Source organism: Pseudomonas mohnii, from assembly GCF_900105115.1.
Taxonomy (GTDB): domain Bacteria; phylum Pseudomonadota; class Gammaproteobacteria; order Pseudomonadales; family Pseudomonadaceae; genus Aquipseudomonas; species Aquipseudomonas mohnii.
In genome coordinates, this window is the sequence record NZ_FNRV01000001.1 from 6,074,891 (window position 1) to 6,101,321 (window position 26,431).

21 protein-coding genes and 2 pseudogenes are annotated in these 26,431 nt (G+C 58.0%); 18 read left to right on the top strand and 5 right to left on the bottom strand.

The window, feature by feature from the left end; all coding sequences use genetic code 11:
- Window positions 1-2: 2 nt before the first annotated feature.
- Genes BLV61_RS28405 through BLV61_RS28415 form a run of 3 tightly spaced genes read right to left on the bottom strand, consistent with a single transcriptional unit; the run spans window position 3 to window position 2,396 of the window.
- The gene (locus tag BLV61_RS28405; protein WP_090468958.1) at window positions 3-1,244 is read right to left on the bottom strand and encodes a CaiB/BaiF CoA transferase family protein; all 1,242 of its coding nucleotides are present in this window, start codon (window positions 1,242-1,244) and stop codon (window positions 3-5) included.
- On the bottom strand, window positions 1,241-2,002 hold the full coding sequence (locus tag BLV61_RS28410; protein WP_244159934.1) for an SDR family NAD(P)-dependent oxidoreductase: 762 nt from the start codon (window positions 2,000-2,002) through the stop codon (window positions 1,241-1,243). Before BLV61_RS28410 ends, BLV61_RS28405 begins: the two co-directional genes overlap by 4 nt.
- Window positions 2,003-2,024: 22 nt before the next feature.
- The gene (locus tag BLV61_RS28415; RefSeq protein WP_090468964.1) at window positions 2,025-2,396 is read right to left on the bottom strand and encodes a Zn-ribbon domain-containing OB-fold protein; all 372 of its coding nucleotides are present in this window, start codon (window positions 2,394-2,396) and stop codon (window positions 2,025-2,027) included.
- Between the two features lie 181 nt (window positions 2,397-2,577).
- On the opposite strand from BLV61_RS28415, the gene BLV61_RS28420 reads away from it, so the two are divergent.
- From BLV61_RS28420 to BLV61_RS31915, 6 genes and pseudogenes are all read left to right on the top strand, one after another.
- Entirely contained in the window at window positions 2,578-4,161 is a 1,584-nt protein-coding gene (locus BLV61_RS28420) for an MFS transporter (RefSeq protein ID WP_167361813.1), read from the top strand.
- A gap of 983 nt (window positions 4,162-5,144) precedes the next feature.
- Window positions 5,145-5,348: pseudogene (locus tag BLV61_RS32245) on the top strand (HAMP domain-containing protein); the annotation flags it as partial.
- 144 nt (window positions 5,349-5,492) lie between these two features.
- Window positions 5,493-6,206 (top strand): methyl-accepting chemotaxis protein, encoded by a 714-nt coding sequence (locus tag BLV61_RS32250; protein ID WP_425272130.1) that lies wholly within the window; start codon window positions 5,493-5,495, stop codon window positions 6,204-6,206.
- A 528-nt stretch (window positions 6,207-6,734) separates the two neighbouring features.
- Window positions 6,735-10,076 carry a P-loop NTPase fold protein gene (locus tag BLV61_RS28430; RefSeq protein WP_167361814.1) on the top strand — a complete coding sequence of 1,114 codons (3,342 nt, stop codon included), beginning with the start codon at window positions 6,735-6,737 and terminating at the stop codon, window positions 10,074-10,076.
- 571 nt (window positions 10,077-10,647) lie between these two features.
- Window positions 10,648-11,031 (top strand): annotated as a pseudogene (locus BLV61_RS31730) (toll/interleukin-1 receptor domain-containing protein); the annotation flags it as partial.
- Between the two features lie 62 nt (window positions 11,032-11,093).
- Window positions 11,094-11,225, top strand: a complete 132-nt coding sequence (locus BLV61_RS31915) for a hypothetical protein (RefSeq protein WP_017337405.1) — start codon at window positions 11,094-11,096, stop codon at window positions 11,223-11,225.
- A 224-nt stretch (window positions 11,226-11,449) separates the two neighbouring features.
- On the opposite strand, the gene BLV61_RS28440 is transcribed toward BLV61_RS31915, so the two are convergent.
- Both BLV61_RS28440 and BLV61_RS28445 read right to left on the bottom strand, forming a co-directional pair.
- Window positions 11,450-12,430, bottom strand: a complete 981-nt coding sequence (locus BLV61_RS28440) for an IS5 family transposase (RefSeq protein ID WP_090468986.1) — start codon at window positions 12,428-12,430, stop codon at window positions 11,450-11,452.
- A gap of 591 nt (window positions 12,431-13,021) precedes the next feature.
- A complete protein-coding gene (locus BLV61_RS28445; protein ID WP_090470016.1) occupies window positions 13,022-14,212 on the bottom strand; it encodes an amidohydrolase family protein in 1,191 nt (396 codons plus the stop codon).
- Between the two features lie 233 nt (window positions 14,213-14,445).
- Between BLV61_RS28445 and BLV61_RS28450 the strand changes: the two genes are divergently transcribed.
- The 12 genes from BLV61_RS28450 to BLV61_RS28505 all read left to right on the top strand — a co-directional run bounded on the left by BLV61_RS28450 (window position 14,446) and on the right by BLV61_RS28505 (window position 26,422).
- Window positions 14,446-15,180 carry an SDR family NAD(P)-dependent oxidoreductase gene (locus BLV61_RS28450; RefSeq protein ID WP_090468989.1) on the top strand — a complete coding sequence of 245 codons (735 nt, stop codon included), beginning with the start codon at window positions 14,446-14,448 and terminating at the stop codon, window positions 15,178-15,180.
- 155 nt (window positions 15,181-15,335) lie between these two features.
- The gene (locus BLV61_RS28455; protein WP_167361815.1) at window positions 15,336-15,857 is read left to right on the top strand and encodes a MarR family winged helix-turn-helix transcriptional regulator; all 522 of its coding nucleotides are present in this window, start codon (window positions 15,336-15,338) and stop codon (window positions 15,855-15,857) included.
- Between the two features lie 104 nt (window positions 15,858-15,961).
- Complete coding sequence (locus BLV61_RS28460) at window positions 15,962-17,029, top strand: phosphotransferase family protein (RefSeq protein WP_090468997.1); 1,068 nt, start codon at window positions 15,962-15,964, stop codon at window positions 17,027-17,029.
- 32 nt (window positions 17,030-17,061) lie between these two features.
- Window positions 17,062-18,360: an acyl-CoA dehydrogenase family protein gene (locus BLV61_RS28465; protein ID WP_090468999.1), complete on the top strand. Its 1,299-nt coding sequence runs from the start codon at window positions 17,062-17,064 to the stop codon at window positions 18,358-18,360.
- 15 nt (window positions 18,361-18,375) lie between these two features.
- Window positions 18,376-19,134, top strand: a complete 759-nt coding sequence (locus tag BLV61_RS28470) for an SDR family NAD(P)-dependent oxidoreductase (protein WP_090469003.1) — start codon at window positions 18,376-18,378, stop codon at window positions 19,132-19,134.
- Window positions 19,135-19,187: 53 nt separating this feature from the next.
- On the top strand, window positions 19,188-19,961 hold the full coding sequence (locus BLV61_RS28475; RefSeq protein WP_090469006.1) for an SDR family NAD(P)-dependent oxidoreductase: 774 nt from the start codon (window positions 19,188-19,190) through the stop codon (window positions 19,959-19,961).
- Between the two features lie 28 nt (window positions 19,962-19,989).
- On the top strand, window positions 19,990-20,829 hold the full coding sequence (locus BLV61_RS28480) for an SDR family NAD(P)-dependent oxidoreductase (protein WP_139213662.1): 840 nt from the start codon (window positions 19,990-19,992) through the stop codon (window positions 20,827-20,829).
- Window positions 20,826-22,478: an AMP-binding protein gene (locus BLV61_RS28485; protein WP_090469013.1), complete on the top strand. Its 1,653-nt coding sequence runs from the start codon at window positions 20,826-20,828 to the stop codon at window positions 22,476-22,478. Before BLV61_RS28480 ends, BLV61_RS28485 begins: the two co-directional genes overlap by 4 nt.
- Before the next feature lie 148 nt (window positions 22,479-22,626).
- Entirely contained in the window at window positions 22,627-23,964 is a 1,338-nt protein-coding gene (locus tag BLV61_RS28490; RefSeq protein WP_090469016.1) for an MFS transporter, read from the top strand.
- Window positions 23,965-23,980: 16 nt separating this feature from the next.
- Entirely contained in the window at window positions 23,981-24,418 is a 438-nt protein-coding gene (locus tag BLV61_RS28495) for a PaaI family thioesterase (RefSeq protein WP_090469019.1), read from the top strand.
- A gap of 20 nt (window positions 24,419-24,438) precedes the next feature.
- A complete protein-coding gene (locus tag BLV61_RS28500; protein ID WP_090469022.1) occupies window positions 24,439-25,311 on the top strand; it encodes an acyl-CoA thioesterase in 873 nt (290 codons plus the stop codon).
- A 61-nt stretch (window positions 25,312-25,372) separates the two neighbouring features.
- Window positions 25,373-26,422, top strand: coding sequence for a dihydrodipicolinate reductase (locus BLV61_RS28505; protein ID WP_208604217.1), 1,050 nt, complete (start codon window positions 25,373-25,375; stop codon window positions 26,420-26,422).
- Window positions 26,423-26,431: the final 9 nt, after the last annotated feature.

Sequence of the window (26,431 nt, forward strand, 5' to 3'; positions counted from 1 at the left end):
CCTCAGATGACGTTGCGTTGACGCAGTTCAGCGATGTGCGCCGGGTTCATCCCCAGCCAGTCACCGAGAATTTCACTGGTGTGTTCGCCAATGGTCGGTGGCGCCGACTTGTATTGAACCGGCGTCGAGGAGAACCGCATCGGGCTTGCCGCGGTACGAATCGTTCCATTGACCGGGTGTTCCAGCGGCACGATCATTTCGCGTTCGATGGCATGAGGGTCGCGCTCCAGATCGGCCATGCTATTGATCGGGCCGCAGGACACGGTGGCGGCATTGAGGTGGGCGATCCACTCATCCTTGCCACGGCCACGCAACGCCTCGGTGAGCAGCGCCGACAGTTCCTGGCGATTGGCGACACGCGCACCGTTGCGGGCAAAGCGGGGGTCTTCGATCCACTCGGCGCGGTCCACGGCGGCGGCTAGCCGGGCGAATTCACGGTCATTGAAGGTAGCGACCAGGATAAAACCGTCATCCACCGCGTAAACGCCGTAAGGCGATGCGCTTGGGTGATCATTACCCGTGCGGCCCAGTTCCTTGCCGCCGTTGAACCAGGCAGAAAAGGTGTTGAGCAATGCGGCGACCTGGGAGTCGAACAGCGACACATCGATGTGCTGACCTTCACCGCTCTCATGGCGGTGATTGACCGCGGCCAGTACGCCGATGGCGGCGTAGAGACCGGCACAGATATCAGCCACTGGCACACCGACTCGCATGGGGCCATCGCCGGCGTGTTCGTCGCGGTGACCGGTCACCGACATCACCCCGGCCATGGCCTGGATCAGGTAGTCATAACCAGACCGGTTGGCGTAGGGGCCGGTCTGGCCAAAGCCAGTGATAGAGCAGTAGATCAGGCGCGGGTTGATCTCGCGCAGCTCTTCATAACTCAGGCCGTATTTGGCCAGGGTGCCGGTACGGTAGTTCTCCAGCAAGATGTCCGATTTGGCCGCCAGCTGGCGCAATAGCTCGGCGCCTTCGCGCTCAGCGAAATTGACGCTGATCGAGCGCTTATTGCGGTTGACCGATTGGCTGTAGGTGGATTCCTGGTGAGGTTCGTTCTCGGTGCCCTTGATCCATGGCGGGCCAATGCGACGGATATCGTCGCCTTCGCCCTGGCGTTCGACCTTGAGGACGTCGGCGCCGAGGTCGGCGAGTATCTGCCCGGCATAAGGTCCGGCGATGACCCGGGTCATGTCGAGTACGCGCAGGCCTGCAAGTGCTTCTTTGGCAATATTGTGCATAGTCATACCGCTATGGTGTACCCGCCATTGACCGAAAGGACCTGGCCGGTGATATAGGAAGCCGCTTCGGACAGCAGGAAGCAGACAGGGACTGAAACTTCTTCAGGAGAGGCGAAGCGCCCCAGCGCAATCTGCGCCAGGTAGGTTTCGAGAAACTTGGGATCGGTACGCACTTTCTCGGTCATGGCGGTTTCCACCATGCCGAAGCACACGGCGTTTGCGCGGATGCCGTGTTTTGCCCATTCCCGTGCAGCCGTCATGGCCATGCCGAACATGCCGGACTTGGCCGCCGAATAGTTGATCTGGCCGAGGCTGCCCCGGCGGCCCGCATCGGACGAGATAAACACGATCGAGCCCGGCGCGCTGTCGCCTGCCCGAGCGCGTTGCAATAGATGCTGACCGACCGCCTGGGTGAAGAAAAACGAGCCTGTCAGGTGCACATCGATCACCTGTTGCCATTGCTCCAGCGTCATCTTTTCGATCATGGCCGGCCGGCCAATGCCAGCGTTGTTGACCAGACCGTGGACGGCCCCGAAGTGACTGACGGCTTGTTCCACGGCTGACTGTACAAAGGCCTGGTCACTGACACTGCCAGCCAGTGGCAGATAGTGCTCGCCCAGCTCATGGGCGGCGCTGTGCAGGGCATCGGCATTGAGGTCGACAGCCGCGACGTTCGCACCCAATTCGATGGCCAGGCGGGCAATGCCCAGGCCGATTCCCTGACCGGCACCGGTCACGACAATTGTGCGACCAGCAAGTGACATCGGATTTTTCATGATCTATCGCCTAGTGGTGGTGTGGGTCGAAAACGACAAAGAACTGGTCAACTTCCTCGACGATGCGCGCCTTGACGCGCAGGCCGATCGTGACCTGTTCGGCGGGCATGCCTTCAATGCGCGTCATCATTCGAGGGCCTTCATCAAGGTCGACCAAGGACACGTTGTAGGGCTGTGCGGGAGGCTTGGGGCGGATGACCGTCGCTGAGTAGACGGTGCCAAGCCCGCTGGCTTGCACCCATTCCAGGTCGGTATTGCCGGTTCGCGGCTCAAGCACTCGAGGATAAAAAAAGCAGCGTTGGCTCGAGCGGCTGCGCTGGAGCATGAATTGGCCTTGCTTCAGAAATTCCTGAAAGTCGGCGTCGGGGCGAATAGTCGTCATCGAAAGCCTGCTCCATGATCACTAAACTGCCACAGTGTCAGTAATTGACGGTGTATGGCAGTGGATTGTCGATTCTTGTTGTCCTATCTGATATAAAACTGTCAAACAGTTAGTTTTAAATATGCGGTCATTCCTTTCGCCCGTCAAGCGCGGGGACTGCATCAGAGAAGGCGAGGCTTCGATGACAGACAGTTCGAATTCGTTATGGGCGCCGCTGCGATTTGCCTCCTTCCGTGCCTTGTGGCTGGGCGCGTTGGCAATGAACCTGGCGATCTGGATGCAGAACGTAGGCGCTGCCTGGCTGATGGTGTCGCTGACCAGCTCACCGATGCTGGTGGCGCTGGTGCAGACGGCAATCAGCCTGCCGGCGTTTTTCTTTGGGCTGCCAGGCGGCGTGTTCGCCGATATTTTCAATCGACGCCGTTACCTGCTGGTCACCCAGATAGGGATGTTTTGCACCGCCGCTACCCTGATCACTTGCAGCGCACTGGGCCTGGTCACGCCCTGGCTGCTGCTGGGGCTGACGTTTTGCTTCGGTATCGGTTTTGCCCTGCAAGGGCCGGCTTGGTACACCACACAAGCGGAGTCTGTGCCGCGACCCTTCATGGCCTCGGCTTTGGCGCTTTCGTCGTTGTCCTACAGTTCGGCGCGTGCTGTTGGCCCGGCGCTGGCTGGCAGCGTGGTCGCGATGTCGAATGTGGTCAGCGTGTTTGCCATTTGTGGGCTGCTGTTGCTGGGGTCGTTGCTGGTGGTGATCCGCATGAAGGTGCCGGCCCGTGATACCAGCCTGCCACCCGAAACGCTGTGGGCCGGATTGCGCGGCACGATGCGCTACGTGCGGCACTCAGCCGTCATGCGTGAGCAATGCTTGCGCACCTTTGCCTTTGTCGGTGCAGCCAGCGGCCTGTGGGCGTTGTTGCCAGTGGTCGCCAGCGAGTCGGGTGGCGCCGGGAACTATGGCGTGCTGTTGGGCAGTCTCGGCGTGGGCACCATGGTGGGAGCGTTTCTGATGCCCATGGTCCGCGCCCGGATGTCGCTTAACCTGATGCTGGCGCTGGCGGCATTGTTGTATGCGCTCAATTGTCTGTTGGTGGCGCTGGCGTCGAGCACGGCAGTGCAGTGTGTGGCGCTGTTTTTCGCCGGCATCGGCTGGCTCGCTGTAGGCACCAGCAACCTGGTCGCCATCCAGTCTTCGGTTGCACCGTGGATTCGCGCTCGCGCAGTGGCGATCTACATGCTGGTGTTTCAGGGCTCCCTGGCCATCGGCGGTGCGTTGTGGGGGGCGGCGGCCAGTCACTTCGACAGTCGCACAGCGTTGATGCTCGCAGCCATGGCGGTGGCACTGTCGATGCTGGTGATGTGGCGCTACCCGGCGTGGCTCGGTAACGACGACGAAGTCACCCCGTCGAGCGCCGAACTGCCGGCTTTCAATTTTGCCGGTCTCGAGCCAGGCGAGGGACCGGTGGCGGTGCAGATCGCCTATCAGGTCAGTGCGCAGAGTCGCGAAGAGTTCCTCCGTCAGATCAGCCGTATCGGTGCCCAGCGTCGCCGGGATGGCGCCAGCTTTTGGCGAATCTACCGGGAACTGGACCATCCGGATCACTACCTCGAGCGATTCATTGTCGATTCATGGTCCGATTATCTGCGCCAGCAAACCCGAACCACCCTCGCTGACCAGCAGGCTGAGGCGAAGGTCAGAGCCTTTCACTGTGGCGATGGCCCACCGAAGGTTTCGCATTTCATCGGTGAGCACCTGGTGCATTGAACTCATAAAAACAATAAGGGAAGGAGTGCAGCATGAAGGCTTTGTTCTATCCGGGAATCTGGCTGATGAACCGTCTGGGGTTCGCCATGAAATTCAGCCTGATCAGTGTTTTATTCTTCGTGCCTTTACTGGGGGCCAATACGTACCTGGTCGGCATTGCCTACCACCAGTGGCGGGTCAGTGCCGCTGTACTGGGCAGCCTCGCGGCGGTGCGGGAGTCTGTGCAGTTGCAGCAACAGCTTGACCTGCTCAAGGATCTGGCCCTGATCCGGCAGCGGGTGAGCCAGGTGGAAAAGAAAAGCGATATCACCCAGCGGATCGAACGGGCTGAAGAGGCTGCCGTTTCCACGATCAGCCGGCTGGACATTTCTGGCCTTGATTCGCAGTCGATCGAACGTCAGCGCACAGCGTTGGTCCAGGGGCTGCAAACCTTGCGCAAAACCGAAGGCGCAGCCCCCCGGTCGGAATTGAGCGCTCAGTTGGCGGCGCAAGGTGCGCTTCTGCTGGAAAGTATTGTCGAGCAGGCGGGGCTGAGCCAGAACGATGAGCCGCGCGTGCGTCAGCTCAGTACCCTGATCGCGGTGCAAGTGCCACGGCTGTCGGCGCTGCTGAACAATGCCCGGACACTGGGCTCGATCACCTTGGGCCAAGGCTACCCAAGTGCCGCCGACAGCATTGCCCTGGAGCAATTGATGGTGGGGATGGATCGAGTCGGTGTCGAAAGTGCGCAGAAATTCCAGGTTTTTGACGCGCACATTGCACGTTCGCTTGCACCCGCGCTGCAGGTCGGGTTGCAAAGCATCGAAAGAGGCAAGCAACTACTCGATGAGCAAATCCTCAATGCGGCGGAGCCAATGCAGCAGTGGCCCGCCTATTTCGATCAGATGACCGGCTTGAGTGACAAGGTTCAAGGGCTGAACGAAGCAGCGCTGGCTTCGCTCACCCAGTCATTGCAACAGCGGCTTGGACAGGCCCGCGGCGAGATGATCCTGTTGTCGGTGGCGTCACTCGCCATTTTGTTGTTGATCACCTACTTGTACGGTGCTTTTTATTTGGCGACTCGCGGCATCCTGGATGACTTGAGTCGGGTGATGGGCAAGGTTGCCAAAGGCGACATGACCGTGAATTTCGTGGTGCAGGGTAAGGACGAGTTAGCGGCGCTCGGTACGGTGTTCAACGGAACGGTTGGACAGATCCAGCACCTGATCAGGCAAGTCGATGGCGTAGTGTTGCAGGTCGGCCAACAGAGCGATCTGGTGCAATCGGTTGCCCGCTCCAGCGCCCGTGAGGTAACCGGGCAACGTGAGCAACTGGAAGTCGTTGCCACAGCCATGAACCAGCTTGCAGTGACTGCACGTCAAGTTGCACGCAACGCGGAAAGTGCGGTCAGCAGCGCCCGAGAGGTAAACCGGGAAACCGAGCAGGGGCGCCTGAGGGTGCGAGAGCAGGTCGGTGCAATCCAGCGACTGGCGGGGGAAATCGACGGGTCGATGCACTTGATTCATCAATTGGCGGCCGACAGCGAGGCGATAGGCCAGGTCCTGGAGGTGATCCGCAATATCGCAGAACAAACCAATCTGCTCGCACTCAACGCGGCCATTGAAGCCGCCCGCGCCGGCGAGCAGGGCCGGGGGTTTGCCGTAGTCGCCGACGAAGTGCGCACACTGGCACGACGTACTCAGCAATCGACACTTGAGATCGAACAGATGATCGGCAACTTGCACAGCCGGGTCGCTGAGACAGTCAAAGCCATGAGCAACAGCCACAAGACCGCGGGAACTACGGTTAGCCAGGCTGATGAAGTGCAACAGACACTGGAGAATATCGTCCGGGCCACAGGGCTGATTGTTGAACAGAGTCAGCTGATAGCCGTTGCGGCGGAGCAACAGACCCAGGTGTCGATGGAGATCGACAAGAGCCTTGTCGACATTAGTCAGGTGGGTGAGCAGACCTCCAGGGGCGTTATTCGGGCGGAGCAGGCGAGTCAGGATTTACATGGGTTGGTGAATGCTTTGCGTAAGGAGATTGGGGCGTTTCGGATTTGAGGGGCGCATTGCGAGTGGTGGGGGATCGGATAATGGCGATTTCGATTGCTGTAGTCGTTGTGGCGATTTGGTAGCCCTTTATGACCGGGTGGATAGGGTTTGATGTGGTCGTGGTGGAAGAGAATGGTCAAAAGCTGCCAAAACCTGCCGGTGACAACGGGAACGGTAAGAAAACGGCCAACAGGGGACGCTCAGTTCAGTAACCGCAGACTAAAAAACGCCATTCCGGCGTGTCTACAAAAGTAGGGACTATTCAAGTAGGCATGATATCAATTTGATCTTCCTCGTGATCCGATGAAACGAGAGGCACATGCGGCTGATCAGCTACCAATAATGACGGGTGGAGAATGCTCGCCGTTGCCTATCATCAGTGACTTACAGTCATACTGTCATTGTGCTATCCATCAGACTGCCAGGTCCGCTAGGATTGATCGCACCAGAACGGATTCCGGAGAGGAATCTGCAGGCCCCGGTGAGGAGCATTCACTTTCCTCCGGCACTCAGACGTATTCCAAGGACTATGCGGAATTGATCAATTTTCATACCGAACTCCCCGCTGATAAGGATCTATTCCCTGGCGGCAGCCACGACAAGGTGGCGACAGCGATGCACAGCTACATCATGGCGCCTAATTCCTCTCAGGTGATCGGCCTGGACGGTGAGTTTGGTTCGGGCAAAAGCTCGATTTTGACGATGCTTGGGTCGAAGCTGAAGGCTTCCGATGATAGCTACCGTGTTTGGCTGTTTGACTGCGAGCAAAACTATCAAGGCTCCACCAAAAGCAATTTCATCGAACTGTTTACCGAACAGTTGATGAAAGATGTAGAAGCCGGAAGCGCTGAGGCCGAGTCTCTGGCTAAAAGCCGGGATGTCGCTCTCGGGCGTGAGTTCGAATACACCAAGATCACCACTAGCCATGCAAGTGCTTGGGCGCTGGCACTGCTCGCAAGCTTGTTCTTTTCCACCAGCGCATTCAAGGAAATATTTAAGCTTACGAAGCCTGCTGCCGATGCCCTTTCAAAACCAGCGGTTGAGGTTTCAAGTGTATTGCTATTGGTGAACTGGACCGCATTGTTAAGTCCTGTTTTAGTCCTGTTATTTGCGTGGCTATTCAATAGAAAGAAGAAGGTAGGTAAAGCCAATAAAAAATGGAGTCTGCTCAGTCTATTCAAAGGCTCAAGCGAGGATACGATCAATGAAAAGATCGAAACCGCTAAGGAAGTGACACCGCTTGATTTGAAGCGAACCCTGTCTCATCAGCTCACGCTAGTGACTGCTCAGCACTATGTTGTGATCCTAGATAACCTCGACAGGTTGCCAAAAGATAACCTTCGTAGCGTTTGGAGCGATTTGGAAATCTTTACCTCGGTGGCGTCGGCTGAAAACCTGACCGTGATCGTGCCATTTTGCTCGAATAAAGTTGCGGCCTATCTTGGTGCGGATGCGGATCGAAAGTACGATTCGCGAGACTTCATTGCCAAGAAATTCCCAGTTGTTTTCCGTGCCCCACCTGTCATCACCTCCGGGTGGAAGGACGGTTTTAAGAGGCTGTGGGACCACACCTTCCCGGCTGCGGACGCGCAGCTGTCAGAGCAGTGCGCGCAGCTGCTCCATCGGCACAGTCCAATGGTAAATGGACTGGTCACACCCAGGCTGCAGAAAAAGTACATAAACGATATTGCTACCACCGCTTTGGTGGTGGGCGAGCAGATAAACCTAGTATGCATTGCGGCACATATTCTGCTTTGCAGGTATATCGAAGTGCCCATGGAGGAAATTCTCAGGCGAGACGGGATTTCTCAGGCATTTAGAACTGCGAATAAGATCGATGATGCGACGGCTGCAAAGTATGCTCAGACGCAGGCATTGTTAGGGGTGTTGTGCGGTGAAGGGATAGAAGAGGGCTGGCAGATACAGCTGCTTCAGATCCACTTCCTGACGACCAGCAAAATTGCGATTGCCGAGCTGATCGATGAGCCTCTGCTGAATGCCTTTGACTCGAGCGACGAAAACAAGCTGTTCTCGTTGACTTCGCTCTTTGGTTTTTCCGACGCTTTCAAGCGATATTTGGCCACCAACCCGACATTGTCGGTACTTCTGCCAGTCATCAGTGCAGCGCATGCCAAGCATGGCGGAGAATGGGCGGCAGATCTCATGAAGCAGCTCAACGCCGAGTGCTTAGAGGTGCTTCCCAAACAGAACAGGGGCAATACAGCTTTCTATCAGTCCGTTGAGAGGTGTATCGAGTTGGGTCTTGATCGCGGCTTGATCACCGCGCACGGGAAGAGTCTTGCAGACTCGATCGATGTACGTATAGGTGAGCCGTACGAAGAGACGGAATTTGCTGTGCTCAAGGCAGACCTTGTCGAATTCGATGCGTATCTGAATGCCGTCGGTGAGACATTCGACGGTATGGTCTTGGATCGAGTCGAATGCATAATGCACCTGCTGCCAACCATCAACGAGATGAAGGTCATTCGGGCCATTGATTTCGCGCCGAGCGAAAAGGCCTATCCGAATGCCAATCTGCAATTGGTGAGTACAGGCGATCATGCGCTCACTGTCTCGCCGTTGGAAAGTGATCAGGTAGTCCCGGCACTCATATGGGCCTATAAGCATCGCAGTGTGGCCGGAGGTGTCGTTGGCGGGATCAGTGCGGCAGAAGTAGCGGTGATCGCCAAGCTTTGCGATGGAGGATCGGAAGACGCAGCGGTGGTTTGCTTGGCGCTTGCAGAAACGATCGATTCTACTGTGCTGACGACCTTGGCATCGCTGCTGGCCAGCGATCCTACAGACACTGTCCGCGCAGTCGCGGCAATCGTGTACATGCGAGAAACGGATCCTGCAAAACTCGCGACGATTCCAGGTCTGGATCAAGTCTTTGTCTCCGATCTGTTCTGGGCGCTGGGTAATGCGACACTGAAATGCACAGAAATCTTGTCGCTGGTAACCAGCGAAGTGGCCGAGACCGTTGCGCCGTACATTGCCAAACTCATCAAGGAGAAAAGCATTTCGCGGCTACCGGTACCGTGGATGATGAAAAACTTCACTGCATTGACCGACGTGGTCGAGCCTGCGGGAGTAAGTGCGGATGAGGTTCTATCGTGGTTCGAAAGCTGGGATCTACGCACAGAACAGGGCTTGAAAACGCTCCACGAAGTAGATCTGAACTTCCTGGATTTGGCTTTAGCGACCGTCGGCGAACGCTTCAAGAATTTCAAAACGTTCGCCTTCAGGCTGGTTGATGCTCCGAGTCGAACCGAGGAGCAGTGGTGTGCAGAGATCGGGCAGGCACTGCCTCAAATGACCAAGATCCTTCAGGCGACGGCGGCCCGAGACATGAGTCTATCTGGAGCTTCCGCTATCGCCGACAGCGTCGTGGCTTCGCTCAATCACTATGTCGGCGGTGATGCTGAGTTTGAACTAGAAAGCGCTACGATTGCTCTTCTCCAGGCGATGATCGAGGTCTTGGATCTGCCGTTGAAACACGTCGTCGGCGCACGCCTGCGTTCGCTCTTCTATTCCAATCCACAGCAAATCGATCGACTAATTTCTGTACTTCAAAACTTTGCGCCGCTCATTCAGGACATTCAACCTACCAATGCCGACGAAGCATCCCGGTTGATCAGGTTGTTGGACGGAGTGGGCAGGTCTTCGGCTTCAGCGGATAAAGTGGCGCTGTTCCTGGACAGCAAAGCCGATCAAATTGGAGCGTATCGATATTCAAAGGATCTTCGCGAAGCTATGGTGTCGGTAGTAGCCAAGCTGAAAACTCAGGCCCCTCGGTTGTACAAGAAATTTGCATCTAAGAAGTGGTTTGTGTCCTTGTTCAAAACCGGGGATACCGAGGAGGCCACGAGCGAGGCATAAGAAGAGCCAAAGGAGACTGACTTGTTTTCAGAAAACAAATCTGTCTCCTTTATGCCAACATTCACGCTACGCGTGCTAACGAAATTCGCGGTATGGGCTATTGTTTGTGCTGGCATATTGGAATCACGATCTTAACGCAGGTTGATTTCGAGCCAATAAGGATGGGTTGCGGTGTTTTCAAAAGCTGTTGGCTCGGTACAGCCGCTGCTTAATCATCTTTTGGGCGAGCAGCTACAAACGGAAGGTTTACGACATGTCTAGATGTACAGCACCGGTACATGGTCATCGTTCGGCAAGCGCAAGAGCAGCGTGTCCCGCATGTGGCAGCGGATATAGCGGGTACGGATCGCGATCGTATTCATCCTCGTCCTACGCACCATCCTATTCGTCCCAGTCTAATGGCGGGGGTGGTCGCAGTAGCGGAGGTTCATCCAGCAGCGCAAAGCCGCGCTGGTCGAAACCCGGATCCTCTGTAGCCTACACCTCCGCCGAGGTAAGAACGCTCACACCGGTACGCGAAAATGTTGAGAGGCGTGCGACAGTACCTGATCTACGTGACGTCTTTCTTTGTCACGCCTGGGACGACCGGAAAGGATCCGCGAAGGAGCTGCATGATGTACTCGAGTCGCTCGGTGTTTCCGTTTGGTTCAGCGAGAAAGATGTCCTTCTAGGCTCTTCCTTACTGCGTGAAATTGATAAGGGATTGGCGAAGTCTCGAGTAGGAATTGTGCTGGTGACCCCGGCTTTGCTGCGTCGCCTAGCAGCCGAAGGCATCGCCGACAAAGAGCTTTCCGCGCTCCTCGCAAGGGATCTGCTGGTTCCCATAATTCACGACACTACATACGAATCGCTGCGCGAAGTCAGTCCTTTACTCGGTTCGAGAAGCGGCCTGAGCACTGCTGAAGATACCTTTGCAGATATCGCGGCCAAGCTTGCCGAGTTGGTCGCCCCGTAGCTTCACTGTCTATGCGTACGGCTTTACTTACAGACCCGTTATCAATCGAAGGAGTTGAACACATGAGTATTAAACCCGGCCCCAAACCGATCGCTGAATCCACCGGTAAAAAGGACCAACGTCGTCGTGTTACTGAAGAAAACAAACCCAAACACCCTGATCTGGAAGTACACAAACACAAAAAAGGTGACTGACCTTAAAAGCGGTGAGAGGGGGGGCGAGTCACGTAGGTTAGGCTGCTTCTGGCCGATTCTGTTAAAAAAGTCGGCTTAGGGATGCTCTGAAGTAGCCCGCCATTTCGCGGCCAGCTGGCCTCAGTGATCTAAAAAGCGAGATCTCGGCTCAAAATACCGTCAGCTTCGTCGCATATTTTATGTTTTCGGTTGCTACGAGCGTCTCGTAGCAACCATCCCCCGCATTACAGGCGCCCCTCTCCCGACGTTTTCAGTAAATGCCGGCGCGCCATCCAAAGATTCGACAGCGCAAACAACGTCACCATCTGAGCCGTATTTTTTGCCAACCCACGGAACCGCACCTTGGTGTAACCGAACTGCCGCTTGATCACTCGAAACGGGTGCTCAACTTTCGCTCGCGTCTGCGCCTTGACCTTCTCGATCTTGCGGATGACTTTGTACAGAAGACTACGCTTGCCGTATTTCTTATAGGTGCTTCGGCGCGCAGCGACCTGCCAGACGAATTGGCGTCCTTGATGCTCTTCTCGCTTTTCGACACCGGTGTAGCCAGCATCGGCGCAGACCACGTTTTCCTGGCCGTGCAGCAGTTTGTCGACCTGAGTAACGTCCGCCACATTGGCTGCTGTGACCACCACGCTATGCACCAGGCCCGACTCATCATCGGTACCAATATGTGCTTTCGCCCCGAAGTAGTACTGGTTGCCCTTCTTCGTTTGATGCATTTCCGGGTCGCGCTTACCGTCCTTGTTCTTGGTCGAACTGGGCGCGCTGATCAGCGTGGCATCCACGATGGTACCTTGGCGCAGCGACAGGCCTCGGTCGCCCAGGTAGCCGTTGATCACCGCTAGAATTCCGGCGGCCAGTTCGTGCTTTTCCAACAAACGGCGGAAGTTGAGGATCGTGGTTTCGTCGGGGATACGCTCCAGATTCAACCCCGAAAACTGGCGCAGGATCGTGGTCTCGTACAACGCCTCTTCCATCGCTGGATCGCTATAGCCGAACCAGTTTTGCATCAGATGAACCCGCAGTATTGCCATCAGCGGATAAGCCGGGCGGCCGCCTCCGCCCTTTGGATTATGGGGCTCAATCAAGGCAATCAGGCCCGTCCACGGAACGACCTGATCCATCTCGATCAGGAACAACTCCTTGCGGGTCTGCTTGCGCTTGCCGGCGTACTCGGCGTCGGCGAAGGTCATCTGCTTCATCGGAAAAACTCAGCGGCTGGCGTCAGGGCATTTTGCCAAATCAGGAAGTCTTTTTCAGACCATCCTTAGAATCCTATGGCAGAACAGTACGCGCCTGAGATTGAAATCTGAGTGTTGGGCAGAAGGTTCAGGACCCAGATTTCAAGCAGCAGCGCACAAAAAAGGTGTTTTCACCCATCAATAATCAAGCGATTTGGCAAAGCGACTTTTTCAACAGAATCGGCCGTTTTCTGCCTGTTGCGACAGACAGCTTTTGTCCGACTACTGACTGATTGACGTACTCCTGCAGCTCTAGTTGTTCACCACAGCCAACCTTGAAGACAAGCAAATCGATCTCCCGAATTCTCAGGATGTAGCCTTGCGGAGGGAGTGCATGCCTGCTCGTTATTCAGGTGGTCCGCGTTATCGTTGACGCCTTTCGCGAGCAGGCTCGCTCCCACTGGGTAATGCGAGCATCAGCCTGTCGAGTAATGGGGTCGGATAAATTGAGTATGTACCCCACAACAATCATTCAAGGGAATCCTGGATTTCTGAAGTCAATAAAAAAGGCATGAGGGTCGCTCATGCCTTTTTTGTTTTCCGCATTCGGTATCAGTCCCGAACACCCTCAAGCAAACCCTTGAGGTTGGTACTCATGACGCGTTGGGTCTGTGCTTCATCAAGCATGTCGATGTCCTTGAAGAAGTCCCGCGGGTGGGTGAGGCCTTCCGGGTGCGGCCAGTCGCTGCCGAACAGTACGCGTTCGACGCCGATCAAATCGATGAGCTTGTCCACTGGATCTTCATAGAACGGTGAAACGAACACATGGCGGCGGAAAGTTTCCACCGGATCGCGTTTGAACGACTTCGGCATTTTCTTGTAGATGTGTGCCAGGCGTCCCAGCAGCGGCTCTAGCCAGGAGGTGCCGTTTTCCAGCGACGCTACACGCACATCAGGGAAACGATCGAAAACGCCATGGCAGATCAATGCCGCCAAGGTGTCGGAGATGGCACGACCCATCCAGTCCAGCACTTCGCCGAATGGCTCTTTCTCGAACGGCCTGAATTCACCCTTGCCACCTGCCGTCCACCAGCTATTGATCTTGTCGTAGCCGGAGTCGGAAACGTGCAGCATGACGAAAATCTTCGCTTCGTTGACGCGAGCCCAGAAGGGGTCGAACTCGGTGAAGCCCATCGACCGGCCACCGGTCAGCCCGGCCACGGGTGCCGGGCGAATGCCGACCACCCGCGCCCCGGCAGCCAGGACGAATTCCAGTTCCTGAACGGCTTTATCGACATCGATGAGGTTGATCATCGGTACCGGAAACAGGCGGTTCTCACGGGCAAAACCGCATTCCTCGGCCAGCCATTGGTTGGACGAATGGAAGAGGGCGGCAATGGCGTCCGGTTTGTGTGACAGGCGTTCTTCAATGACCGAGCCGAGTGTCGGAATGAACAAGCCGGCATGAATACCCTGCTCATCCATGACCTTCAGGTGCGCTTCACCGTTGAAGAAAGCAGGATGGGAAGGTACTGGATCGCCACCGAACTCACGCAGTGACAGACCTTCCGGGTTTTCACCGCGGTACCACATTTCATGGGAGCCGGGTGCGGCGACCACATCGAAAGTAGGGTTAGGGATGTAGTCGCTCAATACACCGCCAACCGCCAGTTTGGTGCGGCCATTGATCTGCACGTACTGGAATTCTTTGCGGAACTGCTTGGGCAGATGGCGCAGGAATGCTTCCGGTGGCTCGTAAAAGTGACGGTCTACGTCGTAGATCGGGTAGTTGACGGTTGGCATGCTGACCTCGGGTTGCAGGCGTGTTGTTTTGGTAAAGATGACCATATGTCAGTTATTTTTCTGCGTCAAGCCTCCTTCTGAAAAGCCCCGATATCTGGGTTAATCCTAGAGTTTTGCTTGGTTTTGTCGCTGTCGTTCAAATGCCGGGGATATAGCGCTAGAAACTGACTCTATGTCATCTTGTTGCTGTCGGGTGTCAGAGGGATGCCCAGGGGACTTGAGTAGGAGTGGTTATGGCGACTGATTTGCACAATAAAACGGCCCTGGTGGTCGGCGGTACCAGTGGTATTGGCCTTGCGACTGTTCGCAGATTGTTGGAAGCCGGGTGTGCGGTGAAGGCGACCGGAGTGTCCCTGGCTGAGGTCCAGTCCTGCCAGGATGACAGCGGGCTGGCCGCTGTTAGTTTCTCCGTGCTCGATGTCGCCGACTCCACTGCTGTCACCGCGTATTTTTCCGGGCTTTCCCGGCTCGACATTCTGATCAACTCCGCAGGCATCGGCCGTGGTGCCAGTGAGTTCACCGAAGAAGGCTTCCTGCGCACCCTGGAGATCAACCTGTTCGGCACCATGCGCTGCTGCTACGCCGCACGGGATCTGCTGGCGGCCAGTGCCGGTTGCATTGTCAATCTGGGGTCGGTGATGAGCTCCTTCGGCAGTCCGACAGCACCTGCCTATGCCTCGAGCAAAGGCGGTGTCGTGCAGTTGAGCAAGAGCCTGGCTGTGGCGTGGGGCAAGGAAGGCATTCGCGTCAATGCGGTAGCGCCAGGCTGGACCGTCACGCCGATGACCCGTGGCATGTCGGCTGATGTCGAGCGAAATACCCGGGTGCTGGGGCGCACACCCTTGGGGCGCTGGGGGCAACCGGAGGAAATTGCCCAGGGCATTTTGTTCCTCTGTTCACCGGCCGCCTCGTTCATTACCGGGGCACTCTTGCCGATTGATGGGGGCTATACGGCCTGCGGAGTTTGAGTATTCAACATGATTGACCCAGGGGGAGCTTGCTCCCCCTTGTTGTGTCTGTAGAGTCGTGCGCTGACGATGAGGCTCCTACACGGTGCTGTATTGGGCTAAATTCTATAAAATAAAACGACAGCATGTTGTCAGTTTGGAAATGGAGTGTCAGTATGGTTAGCAAGAAAGCCGAGGAAAGGCCTGTGCCGACCTTCGACCATTCGGTTCATAGCGAGGTCGGTGGTCGTCTCGGAGAGTTGGTGGATGAGGTCTTGCGTCTGCATGGCCGGGTCATGAGCGTCAAGCGCCCATCAGTATTGGGCGGCCCTGGCCAGACCTTCGTGTTGGCCTCGGTGGTGTTGGCGGTCGAGCCACCCACCGTTGCCCGGATTGCCCGCAGTCTGGGGTACACGCGCCAGGCCATTCAGCGATTGGCTGATGTGCTGGCTGCAGAAGGGTATGTGAGCTACGAGGAAAATCCGCATCACAAAACGTCCAAGCAGTTGGTAGCCACCCCACTGGGGCGTCAGGTGTATGCACAGGTGAACCAGGAAAGTGCCGAGTGGACCGAGCGTATTTCCCAGGGCCTGGATGTGGCGGCTCTGGATCAGACGCTGGATGTGTTGAGACAAGTGCGCCGAAACCTTGAGCAGGACAAGAACGCTGCTGCGCAAGGAGTGACCGAACAACAATAACGATGGGGAAAGCGGATGATGGAGACTTCGTTACGCATGCAGGGCCGATATGATCGGCGCTTGCCAGGGGCTGAACCGAACCGCAGCGGGGGAGGTCGCCTCGTATGAAGCCGACACTTCCCGATTTCGACGGTTTGCTCGATTGGTCCGTGTTGCAGCCGTGGCTTGACGACGCAGGCCTGCCCGGCGACGGCCCGATCACCGAAGTCCGCCAGCTGACCGGCGGCTCGCAGAACAATCTGTTCATGCTCAACCGCGGCACCCGGCAAATGGTGCTGCGCCGTCCACCTCGACATCTGCGTGCCAACAGCAATGAAACCATGTTGCGAGAAGCCCGGGTGCTCAAGGCGCTGGCGGGCAGCGACGTCCCTCATCCGGCGCTCTTGGCTGTCTGTACCGACAGCTCGATGATGGGCGTGAATTTCTTCCTCATGGAGCCGCTTGAAGGCTTCTCTCCGGCCGGTCAATTGCAAGGCCGCTATGCCACCGATGCGAGTTGGCGCTACCAGATGGGTGAAGCCTTCGTTCGTGCGGCGGCGTCGCTGAGTCAGGTGGACTATCAGCAGGCGGGGCTCGCGGACTTCGGCCGTCCCGAGAACTGGCATGGTCGCCAAGTCGATCGCTGGCGCTCGCAGCTCGATGGTTATCGCGATACCCCAGGCTATCAGCAAAGTGGCTTGCCCAGCGTCGATGAAGTGGGTCGCTGGCTCGCTGACAACGTCCCGCAAGATGGCCGCATCGGCATCATCCACGGCGACTATCAGTGGCCCAACGTGATGTTTTCTCTGGAGTCACCGCGCATCAGCGGCCTGATCGACTGGGAGCTGTCGACCCTGGGCGACCCGCTGCTGGATCTTGCCTGGGTGCTGACATCCTGGCGTGAACCGGGCGACCCGCAGATCCCGGGCCCTGGTAGCAAGCCGGTGGTTGAGCCTTGGGATGGGTTCATGTCCCGCAGTGAACTGATTGCACTGTATGGCGAACTCACCGGTCGTGATCTGTCCAGCCTGCCGTGGTTCTTCGTATTGGCCTGCTACAAGCTCGCCTGCCTGCTCGAAGGCACTTACGCGCGCTCCCTGGTCGGCAAGGCGCCGAAGGAAATGGGCGACTACCTGCACAACTACGCCACCTGGCTGATGGCCAAGGCTCGGCAACTCATCTCTGCCGCCTAGCGGTCCATTGCAACGCTGTCTGGGGAAATACCATGTGGGATTTTTCGACCGACCCTGAGTTCCAAAAAAAGCTGGATTGGATCGACCGTTTTCTGATCGAGGAAGTGGAACCGCTGGACGTGCTGTTTCCATCGGTAAGTGTGGTTTACAACACTCGCCATGAAGCCTCACGGGCCATTCTCAAACCGCTGCAGGACGAGGTCAAACGCCAGAAACTTTGGGCCTGTCACCTCGGTGAGGAGTTGGGTGGAGAAGGCTACGGCCAGGTCGCTCTGGCCTTGATGAATGAACGTCTGGGTCGCTCCTTGTGGGCGCCAACCGTGTTCGGCACCGCCGCACCGGACACCGGCAACGCTGAAATTCTTGCCATGTTCGGCACCCCACAGCAAAAGGAACGCTACCTGCAGCCGCTGCTCGATGGCGATATCGTTTCCTGCTTTTCCATGACCGAGCCGCAGGGTGGTGCAGACCCACGGGTGTTCACCACCACGGCCGTGCGTGAGGGTGGCCATTGGGTCATCAACGGTGAGAAATGGTTCTCCTCCAACGCACGATATGCCGAATTCGTGTTGGTGCTGGCGGTGACCGACCCCGAGGCCCCTATCCAGAAGCGCATGTCGATGTTCATCGTGCCTCGGGAGACCGAAGGCCTGGAGATCATCCGTAATGCGCCATACATGGGCGAGCGCCTGGAAATGGACGAGGCGACTGAGGGCTATCTGCACTACAACAACGTGCGTGTCCCGCTCGATCACATGCTGGGCGAGCAGGGCGGGGGCTTTGCAGTGGCCCAGGCGCGCCTCGGTGGTGGCCGGGTGCATCACGCCATGCGGATCGTCGGGCAGTGCCAGCGGGCCTTGGACATGATGTGCGAACGGGCGCTCAGTCGGCGTACCCAGGGCACGCTGCTGGCCGATATGGGGACCGTGCAGACGATGATTGCCGACAGCCAGATCGAGCTTGAGCAGTTTCGACTGCTCGTGATGAAGACCGCCTGGATCATCGATCGCAGCCATGGCGATCCGCGTCAGGCCCGCGCTCACATCGCCATGGTCAAGGTCGGCATGGCCAAGATCTATCACGACATCGTGCAGCGCGCGCTGCACCTGCACGGCTCCCTGGGCGCGACCTTCGAAACACCTCTGGCCTACATGTGGATGAATGTTCCGACCTTCGGCTTGGCTGACGGCCCCACCGAGGTCCACCGGGTGACCGTGGCCCGCGAGCTGCTACGTCGCTACAAACCCGCTGAAGGCATGTTCCCCAGCGAGCACCTGCCGCCGAAGATCGCGGCAGCACGGGCCCGATACGCGCACATCCTGAACCATTAAGACGGTGAACTTGCAATGACCGATTCAATTAACCACGAGTCGTTGTTCGACCTGACCGGCAAAGTCGTGCTGGTCACGGGTGGTAGCCGAGGCCTGGGTTACCAGATGGTCCTGGCCTTCGCCAGGGCGGGCGCGGATGTGATCATTGCCAGTCGCAAGCTCGATGCCTGCGAGGCCGTTGCCGAGCAAGTGCGGGCGCTGGGCCGGCGCGCACTGGCGGTGGCCTGTCACGTTGGCAAATGGCAGGAAGTCGAGCGCCTGGTCGATGTGGCCTACGCCGAATTCGGTTACCTCGACGTGCTCGTCAACAATGCCGGCATGTCGCCGGCCGTGCCTTCTCATGAGGTCACCGAGGAGCTGTTCGATAAGGTCGTCAGCCTGAACTTCAAGGGACCCTTTCGCCTCGGTGCATTGGTTGCCCAGCGTATGGCCGCAGGCAAGGGCGGTTCGATCATTAACGTCAGCAGCACCGGTGGCCTGCGTCCATCACCACAGATCGTGCCGTATGCGGGGGCCAAGGCTGCGCTGAACGCCATGACCGTAGGGCTGGCACAGGAATATGGTCCCAAGGTTCGGGTCAACACCATTTCGGCGGGTCCGTTCCTCACTGACATTTCCAAGGCCTGGACCGAAGAGATGCGCGAAACCTGCGCCAATGCCCTTGGCCGACCAGGCAAACCGGAAGAAATCATCACCACGGCGCTTTACCTGGCAAGCCCTTACTCCAGTTATACGACCGGCTCTTTGATCAAGGTGGACGGCGGGCTGCCATAGGCGGTCCGCTGGCAACTGCGCATAACACCTGAATAACAACAAGAGGCAGGAACATGCAGTTCCAAGGTAAGAAAATCATCGTCACGGGCGGCGCGCGTGGCATTGGCGCCAGCGTCGTGCGTGCTTATGCCGCGCAAGGTGCAAAGGTCGCGTCCCTGGATGTACTGGACGCCGAAGGCGAGCAAGCCGCCGCTCAGGTCAATGAGCAATTTCCGGGTGCCGTCACCTTTTATCACTGCGACATCGCCAACCGCGGCGAGGTCGCCGAGGTATTCGAGGCTGCCGTTGGCCTCATGGGCGGGCTCGATGCCATGGCTAACATCGCCGGTGTCGAACGCACTGCACCGGCCGAGGATATCGGCCAGGAGCATTGGGACCTGATCTTCGACGTCAATGTGCGCGGCACCCTCCACACCAACCAGTCGGCCTTCGAGCATATGTGCGAGCGTGGCGGGCGCATCATCAACTTTGGTTCGGCCGCCGGCCTGACCGGCATGCCTGGGGCGGCTCACTATGCGGCCTCCAAAGGCGCAGTACTCGCCTGGACCCGCACTGTGGCGCAGGAGTGGGCGCGTTACGGGATCACGGTCAATGCGGTGGCGCCGATGATCTGGACGCCGATGTACGACTCCCATCGCGCCAAGATGACGCCCGGAGAACTGACCGCCCATGATCGGCATCTGGCGTCGATCATTCCGCTGGGCGGCAAGCTGGGTAATGCAGATCGCGATCTGGCACCTGTCATGGTTTTTCTCGCCGGTGACGGCGCCCGGTTCATCACCGGGCAAACCCTGAGTGTGGACGGCGGAACGGTGCCCGTACGCTAAGACCTGGCTCGAATAGGGGGTGAGCTTCATGTTGAAACTTGCTAACAAAAGGGCCGTAGTGACGGGCGCTGCCAGTGGGCTGGGTTTGGCCATGGCGCGGTTGTTTGTGGCCGAAGGTATGCATGTGGTACTCGCGGATTTACCGGGAGAGAGACTCGAGGTAGCCGTGCAAAGCTTCGATGCAGGGCAGGTAACGGCAGTGCCCACCGATGTCAGCGACCCGGGTTCGATGGCTGAGCTGGCTGAGCGGGTCAGGGCAGAAGGTGGCGTTGATCTGCTGTGCAATAACGCAGGAATAACCGGGGACTTGCCTCGCTGCAGTTGGGAGCATGACCTGGCGAACTGGCGGCGGGTACTGGACGTCAATCTGCTTGGGGTGGTCAACGGCTTGCACAGTTTTGTGCCGATGATGCTGGAGCAGGGCAGGGAGGGGCATATCGTCAACACCGCTTCCATGGGTGGCTTGATGGCCTTGCCTTTCATCAGCCCGTACGCCGCAGCCAAGGCGGCGCTTGTTGCACTCTCGGAATCCCTGGATCTGGAACTCAAGAGTTTGTGCGCCGATATCGCCGTTTCAGTGCTGTGCCCAGGGCTGGTGCCCACGGGTTTGACCGGGCCAGGTGGTGACCATGTCGAATCCCGGACAGCGCCTCCCGGCGCAACAGCGAAAGCCTTTCATGAACACGCGCAGAAAGCCTTGCGTAGCGCATCAGTGACGGCCGATCAGGTGGCGATGCAGTTGTTGACCGCCATTCATGAAAAGCGCTTTTACGTGCTGACCCACGAAAACTCCCTCGAACTTGCCGGCCGGCGCTTACAGCGGCTGACACGCGATTGCTCACCCCATTACCGGAGCTCACAAGCATGACCCTTTTGCCTTCAATCCAGAATCCGCAAGCACTGCCAGGGTGGTCTGCGGGCGAGTCCGATACGGTCAACGATGTGGTCCGTCGTGCGGCCCGCGAATTCGGTGACAAACCGTTCCTTGATGTTCTGGGGCAGGTGCTGACCTTCAACGACATCCAGCGTGAGGCCTGTCGTCTTGCCAATGGCCTGGCTACGCTGGGCGTGGTCAAGGGCCAGACAGTCGTGACCATTCTCGACAACAACTGCGATGCGGTACTGATGTGGTTTGCCCTGAACAAACTTGGCGCCATCAGCGTGCCGGTGAACACCGCGTTCAAGGGTGAATTTCTTCGCCATCAGATTGCCGACGCCAATGCGGCGGTGGTCATCGCCGAAACTGTTTATGCCGAACGTGTTGGCCTGATTGCCGATCAGTTGCCGGACTTGCGCGTCCTTGTCCATCGCGGCGAAGCGCCCGCTGAATGCCTCGGCGACAAGCAGATCGTCGCCCTGGAAAGCCTGCGCAGCGACGATATCCGTGATCCTGAGGTCAAGGTCGCACCGGGCGATCTGACCATGCTGATCTACACCGGCGGTACCACCGGGCCGTCCAAGGGCTGCATGATCAGCCACAACTACGCCTGTAACGAAGCGCGGCAGATGATCATTTGCCTGGGTCGCACGTCAGAGTCGATTACCTGGACGCCGCTACCGCTGTTTCACCTCAATGCCACGGTGACCACGGTGTTGTGCAACTTGATGATTGGCGCGCGCGCGGTGGTCTATCCACGTTTCTCGGTGTCGGGTTTCTGGCCGGATATCGAGCGCAGCGGCGCCAATGAGGCGAACCTGTTGGCTTCAATGGTTCCGCTGCTGGCGGGTGCGCCTGACAACGACGCGATGAAGCGTTGCTACGGGCAACTGGACAAGGTCTACGGCGCGCCATTTCCACCGGAGTTGCAGCAACGCTGGCGTGAGCGCTTCGGCGTGCGGCACGCCGTAGGTGGGGCAGGTTTTGGCCTGACCGAGTGCGCCATCGTGACCATGCTACCGTTCGGTGAACCTTACAAGCCCAACTGTGCCGGCAAGCGTTGCGACTCCTTCGATATTCGCGTGGTCGATGACAACGATGTCGAGTTGCCCTATGGCACCCCGGGCGAGCTGATTGTGCGTCCACTCAAGCCACACGTGATGTTCGAGGGCTATTGGAATCGTCCCGCCGACACACTCAAAGTCATGCGCAACATGTGGTTCCACACGGGCGACATCGGCATGATCGACGAAGAAGGCTTCTTCTTTTTCCTCGACCGCAAGAAGGATTACATGCGCCGTGGCGGGGAAAACATCTCCAGTTATGAGATGGAAAAAACCTTCGCGGCGCATCCGCAGATTGAGGATGTCGCGGTCCATGCCGTATTTTCCGAGTTGTCCGAGGATGAAGTCAAGGTCACCGCGGTACTGCGTCCGGGCAGTAGCGTGACGGAGGAGCAGCTGTGCCGCTGGGCCATTGACCGCGTGCCCTACTATGCGGTGCCGCGCTACATCGAGTTTCGCACTGAAGTGCCGCGCAGCCCGGTCGGGCGGATTCTCAAGTATGAATTGCGCGATCAAGGGGTGACGGCTGCTACCTGGGATCGGGTCAAGGCCAACGTGACGTTTGACAAGCGTTGAAGGCAAGGTGATGATCAGTAAAAATAACAATAAGTCAGTTAATGGGTTCTAAAGGTTGAAATGGGCAGCGCGATATTCGCTGAACTTCTCTCGATCTTTGAGCGCTTGCTAGCTGAAAAATTAAAAAAAAAGCTGATGGAGTGTCTGCATGTCTCGCTCATCTGAAAAGCCTGGAACGTCCCTGGCCATCAATTTTGCCGAGTTTCGCTTGGGGTGGAGGGTGCTCATCCTCGCCCTGATCGGCATTGGCACTTCCGTCAGCGTCGCGCCGCTGTATGCCTTCGGTTCAATGATCGTGCCCTTGCAGGAAGCCTTTGGCTGGACTCGGGGCGAGATACAGCCGGCCATTTCCTTCTTGTTCGCAAGCTCGGTAATCTCCATTCAGATCACCGGCTGGTTGTTCAAGCGCTACGGCATTCGCCCGGTGACATTGTGTTCGCTGGTGGCCTTGGCACAGGGCTATGCGCTGATAACCTTCAATACTGGCTCCATCTGGCAGCTGTACGGCGGTTACGCGCTGCTTGCATTTGCCGGGCTCGGGACCATGCAGGTGACCTGGACGCAGTTGGTCAACCTGTGGTTTGACCTTAACCGGGGCCTGGCCCTGGCAATCATTCTCTCCGGCACCGGGCTCGCGGCATTGGTACTGCCGCCGGTGTTGAGCTGGGCGATCGGGCAATGGGGCTGGCGCGCAGGCTACTGGGTGCTGGGTCTGTTGCCGTTGTTGGTGACTTTGCCGCTGTCGCTGTGCTGGCTGTCCACCGCGGCGCCGCTGGTCAAGCAAATGGCTGTGGCTGTCGGAGCTGATGTCGAAGCGGTCAAGTTGCCGGGGATGGAGTTGCGTCAAGCCGCGCGGTCACGGCGCTTCTGGGTCTGTAACTTTGCGCTGCTGCTGGCGGTAACCGCCATGATCGGCATGGTGATCAATACCGTGCCAATGCTGCGCGACAAAGGGCTCTCGGCGGCGGATGCGGCCAGCGTATTCAGCATTTATGGCGTTTCCCTGGTACTCGGCCGGGTCGTGGTCGGTTACTTGATCGATCGGTTATGGGCACCGGGCGTGGCCTTTGTGGTGTTGCTGACCCCGGCCTTTGGCTGCCTGATTTTCATGACCCAGAGCGACATGCACATTCTGATGCTTGGCTCGATTCTGGTGGGGCTCGGGGCCGGTGCGGAAATGGACATCGCGGCTTTCCTGATGGCACGTTATTTCGGCATGCGTGACTACGCCAGGGTGTACAGCCTGCACATGGGCGTCATTGGCTTGGGCAGCACCCTCGCACCCTTTGGCTTTGCGATTCTGTTTTCCCGCACCGGCACCTACGACTCGATGCTGACCTATTGCGTTGTGGCTTTCCCGTTGTGTTCGGTGTTGTTGCTGACGATGGGCCGCTATCCGCGCTTCGACGGGACGGCGACGCCTGAGCGTTCACCTGCAAGCGAGCCATTGGCCATGGGCCAGCCCGTTTCTCGAACCTCGATTTGAAGGACAGGATAAACCTATGGCAGACGGTGCAGCTTTCCTGGCCAATCTCATGGCGGACCAGGGTATTGATCCCTTGACGCAGCACCTGGAAATTCTCGGGGCGCCGCAAATGGACGAGGAGGGGGCGCGACTTCAGGTCCGGCTCAAGGATTTCCACATGAACGGCGGTGGCAGCGCTCACGGGGGGTTGATCATGACCCTGATGGATGTGGTCATGGCCTGCAGCACCTTCGCTTCCGGGCGCGAGCAGCATTGCGTCACCGTGGAGATGAAGAGCAGCTTCATGCGTCCCGGCGGGCAGGCGGGTGACATTCTGAATGCGCAGGGTTTCCTGCGATCGAGCAGCCGCTCACTGGCGTTCTGCGACGCTGAGGTGCGCAATGAAGCGGGTGAGTTGCTCGCCACCGCTTCCGGTACGTTCAAATACATCAAGCGTCCGGTTTCCGTTCTCTGACAAGCCTGCCGGAATACCGAATGAATCTGTCTGATGTTGTGCAAGCCCGGCTCTGGAATCAGCAGGTCTTGGCGGACCTGCTGTGTCTCACTGAACAAGGTCCGCTGGTTTTTACCGGTGACGTTCACGATGCCAACCTCAATGGCCGCGTTTTTGGTGGGCAACTGTTGGCGCAGGCCTTTCTGGCGGCCCGGGACTGTTGCCCGGACAAGCAACCTGCGACGCTGCATTGTCTGTTTTTGCAAGGTGCGTTGCCGACGCTGCCGATTGCCTATCAGGTGACGCCGCTGCAGGAGGGTAAGCGCTTTGCCAGCTTTCATGTCAGTGGGATGCAACAGGCGCGGCGCGTGATCGATGCCCAGGTCAGCTTTCAGGTGCCCATTGAAGGCTTCTTTCATGCCGAGGCGCCGCCGCAAGTGCCGGACCCTGAAGAGTTGCCCAAGATGTCTCAGTTGCGTCATGGCGGCCGGGCGGACTGGGGACGGTTTGAAAAAAGCTGCGCGCAATTGCGCATTGTCGAACCGCAGCGCTACCTGTGCCAGCCTTCCAGTGAACCGAGCCTGGTCTTTTGGGTAAAGCTGCACGAACGCTTGCCCGAAGATGATGCAGTGCAGGCGGCTGGACTGGCCTATCTCAGCGACTTTTGGGTCAATAGCGCAGCGATACTGCACCATGTTGCCCTGGTCGAGGCGCGTGACCGTCTGTTTATCGCCAGCCTTAATCATTCCCTCTGGTTTCATCGCCCTTGCCGCGCCGATCAGTGGCTGTTGTTCGTCTGTGACAGCCCCAGCCTGCAATCGGGGCGTGCCTTGTCCAATGTGCGGATCTATGACCAGCAACGACAATTCGTGGCGTCGATTGCACAGGATTGCCTGATGGGCGAGCGCGATTGAGTCAGGTTGTTCACCCCCTTTGCCATATCACTTGCGCCTGAGGGCCCTGGAGCGTACCGCGGTGAAAAAACTTCGGGTTATCGTCTGTTATACCGGCGGCGTCGGCCGTCAAATCATCCGCCTTCTCAAGGGGCATCCCGGGATGGAGCTTGCCGGTGTGCTCGTCCATGACCAAAAGAAGGAGGGCGTCGATGCAGGCCTCCTGAGCGGCATCGAGGCCATGGGCATTACGGCGACATGCAATCTGGAAAAGCTGCTCGCCGTGCCGGCCGATTGTGCGTTATGGCACGGTAAATCGTGGAGCCCCGATATTGTGGAGCGTTTCCTGCGCCGCGGTATCAATGTGTATTCCGGTATTGGCGGTTGGTACCTGCAGGGAGAACCGGAACTTGCGGCACTGGAAGACGCTTGCCAGGCGGGTAACACCACGCTGGTTGCCGGGGGCAATATCCCCGGTTTGATCAGTGATGTGTTGCCCTTGTTCGTTTCCGGCTACGCCGGCCGGGTCACGTCGATCCGGGCCTGGCAACGGGGCTACAACGCCCACTATCCGTCCGCCGTGCAATTGAGTCAGGGTTGCGGATTCGGTATTCCAGTGCAGCAGCAAACGAGCGGCGCCATGGTGGACGACCTATGGCTGTGGGGCATGCGTCAATCCGCTCGCATGGTGGCCGACGGCCTGGGGCTGGTATTGGATGATGTGAAAATCACCAACAAGGAATACGCGCTGGCCCCGGAGGACATGGTGCTCCAGGCCAGTGGACTGCACATTCCCGCTGGAACCCCGGCCGGGGTGAGATGGACCTTCACCGCCTTTTCCGACGGCCGTCCTTTCCTTGAGATCGTGAACGAGCAGGTTGCCCGTCTGGCGCTCGGCCCGGGCTGGCGGCAGCGGGCGGACGAACCCAACTGGCGGGTCGAGATTGAGGGGTCACCTCGCATCTGCTGTGAGCTCTCGGCTCAGGCGGGCGAGGATGGCACGGATCACGCTGCAGCGCTGAACGCCGCGCGGGCGGTCAACTTCGTGCCGGGGGTCGTGGCAGCGGCACCCGGCTGTCGCTCCATCCTCGATCTGCCGGCGCCACACGCCACGCACTTTGCGTTTCGCTGATCAAAAAAA

Coding starts and splice junctions, on each gene's coding strand:
- BLV61_RS28405 (WP_090468958.1), bottom strand. CDS start 1,244: ATGACTATGCACAATATTGCCAAAGAAGCACTTGCAGGCCTGCGCGTA.
- BLV61_RS28410 (WP_244159934.1), bottom strand. CDS start 2,002: ATGTCACTTGCTGGTCGCACAATTGTCGTGACCGGTGCCGGTCAGGGA.
- BLV61_RS28415 (WP_090468964.1), bottom strand. CDS start 2,396: ATGACGACTATTCGCCCCGACGCCGACTTTCAGGAATTTCTGAAGCAA.
- BLV61_RS28420 (WP_167361813.1), top strand. CDS start 2,578: ATGACAGACAGTTCGAATTCGTTATGGGCGCCGCTGCGATTTGCCTCC.
- BLV61_RS32250 (WP_425272130.1), top strand. CDS start 5,493: ATGAACCAGCTTGCAGTGACTGCACGTCAAGTTGCACGCAACGCGGAA.
- BLV61_RS31915 (WP_017337405.1), top strand. CDS start 11,094: ATGAGTATTAAACCCGGCCCCAAACCGATCGCTGAATCCACCGGTAAA.
- BLV61_RS28440 (WP_090468986.1), bottom strand. CDS start 12,430: ATGAAGCAGATGACCTTCGCCGACGCCGAGTACGCCGGCAAGCGCAAG.
- BLV61_RS28445 (WP_090470016.1), bottom strand. CDS start 14,212: ATGCCAACCGTCAACTACCCGATCTACGACGTAGACCGTCACTTTTAC.
- BLV61_RS28450 (WP_090468989.1), top strand. CDS start 14,446: ATGGCGACTGATTTGCACAATAAAACGGCCCTGGTGGTCGGCGGTACC.
- BLV61_RS28455 (WP_167361815.1), top strand. CDS start 15,336: ATGGTTAGCAAGAAAGCCGAGGAAAGGCCTGTGCCGACCTTCGACCAT.
- BLV61_RS28460 (WP_090468997.1), top strand. CDS start 15,962: ATGAAGCCGACACTTCCCGATTTCGACGGTTTGCTCGATTGGTCCGTG.
- BLV61_RS28465 (WP_090468999.1), top strand. CDS start 17,062: ATGTGGGATTTTTCGACCGACCCTGAGTTCCAAAAAAAGCTGGATTGG.
- BLV61_RS28470 (WP_090469003.1), top strand. CDS start 18,376: ATGACCGATTCAATTAACCACGAGTCGTTGTTCGACCTGACCGGCAAA.
- BLV61_RS28475 (WP_090469006.1), top strand. CDS start 19,188: ATGCAGTTCCAAGGTAAGAAAATCATCGTCACGGGCGGCGCGCGTGGC.
- BLV61_RS28480 (WP_139213662.1), top strand. CDS start 19,990: ATGTTGAAACTTGCTAACAAAAGGGCCGTAGTGACGGGCGCTGCCAGT.
- BLV61_RS28485 (WP_090469013.1), top strand. CDS start 20,826: ATGACCCTTTTGCCTTCAATCCAGAATCCGCAAGCACTGCCAGGGTGG.
- BLV61_RS28490 (WP_090469016.1), top strand. CDS start 22,627: ATGTCTCGCTCATCTGAAAAGCCTGGAACGTCCCTGGCCATCAATTTT.
- BLV61_RS28495 (WP_090469019.1), top strand. CDS start 23,981: ATGGCAGACGGTGCAGCTTTCCTGGCCAATCTCATGGCGGACCAGGGT.
- BLV61_RS28500 (WP_090469022.1), top strand. CDS start 24,439: ATGAATCTGTCTGATGTTGTGCAAGCCCGGCTCTGGAATCAGCAGGTC.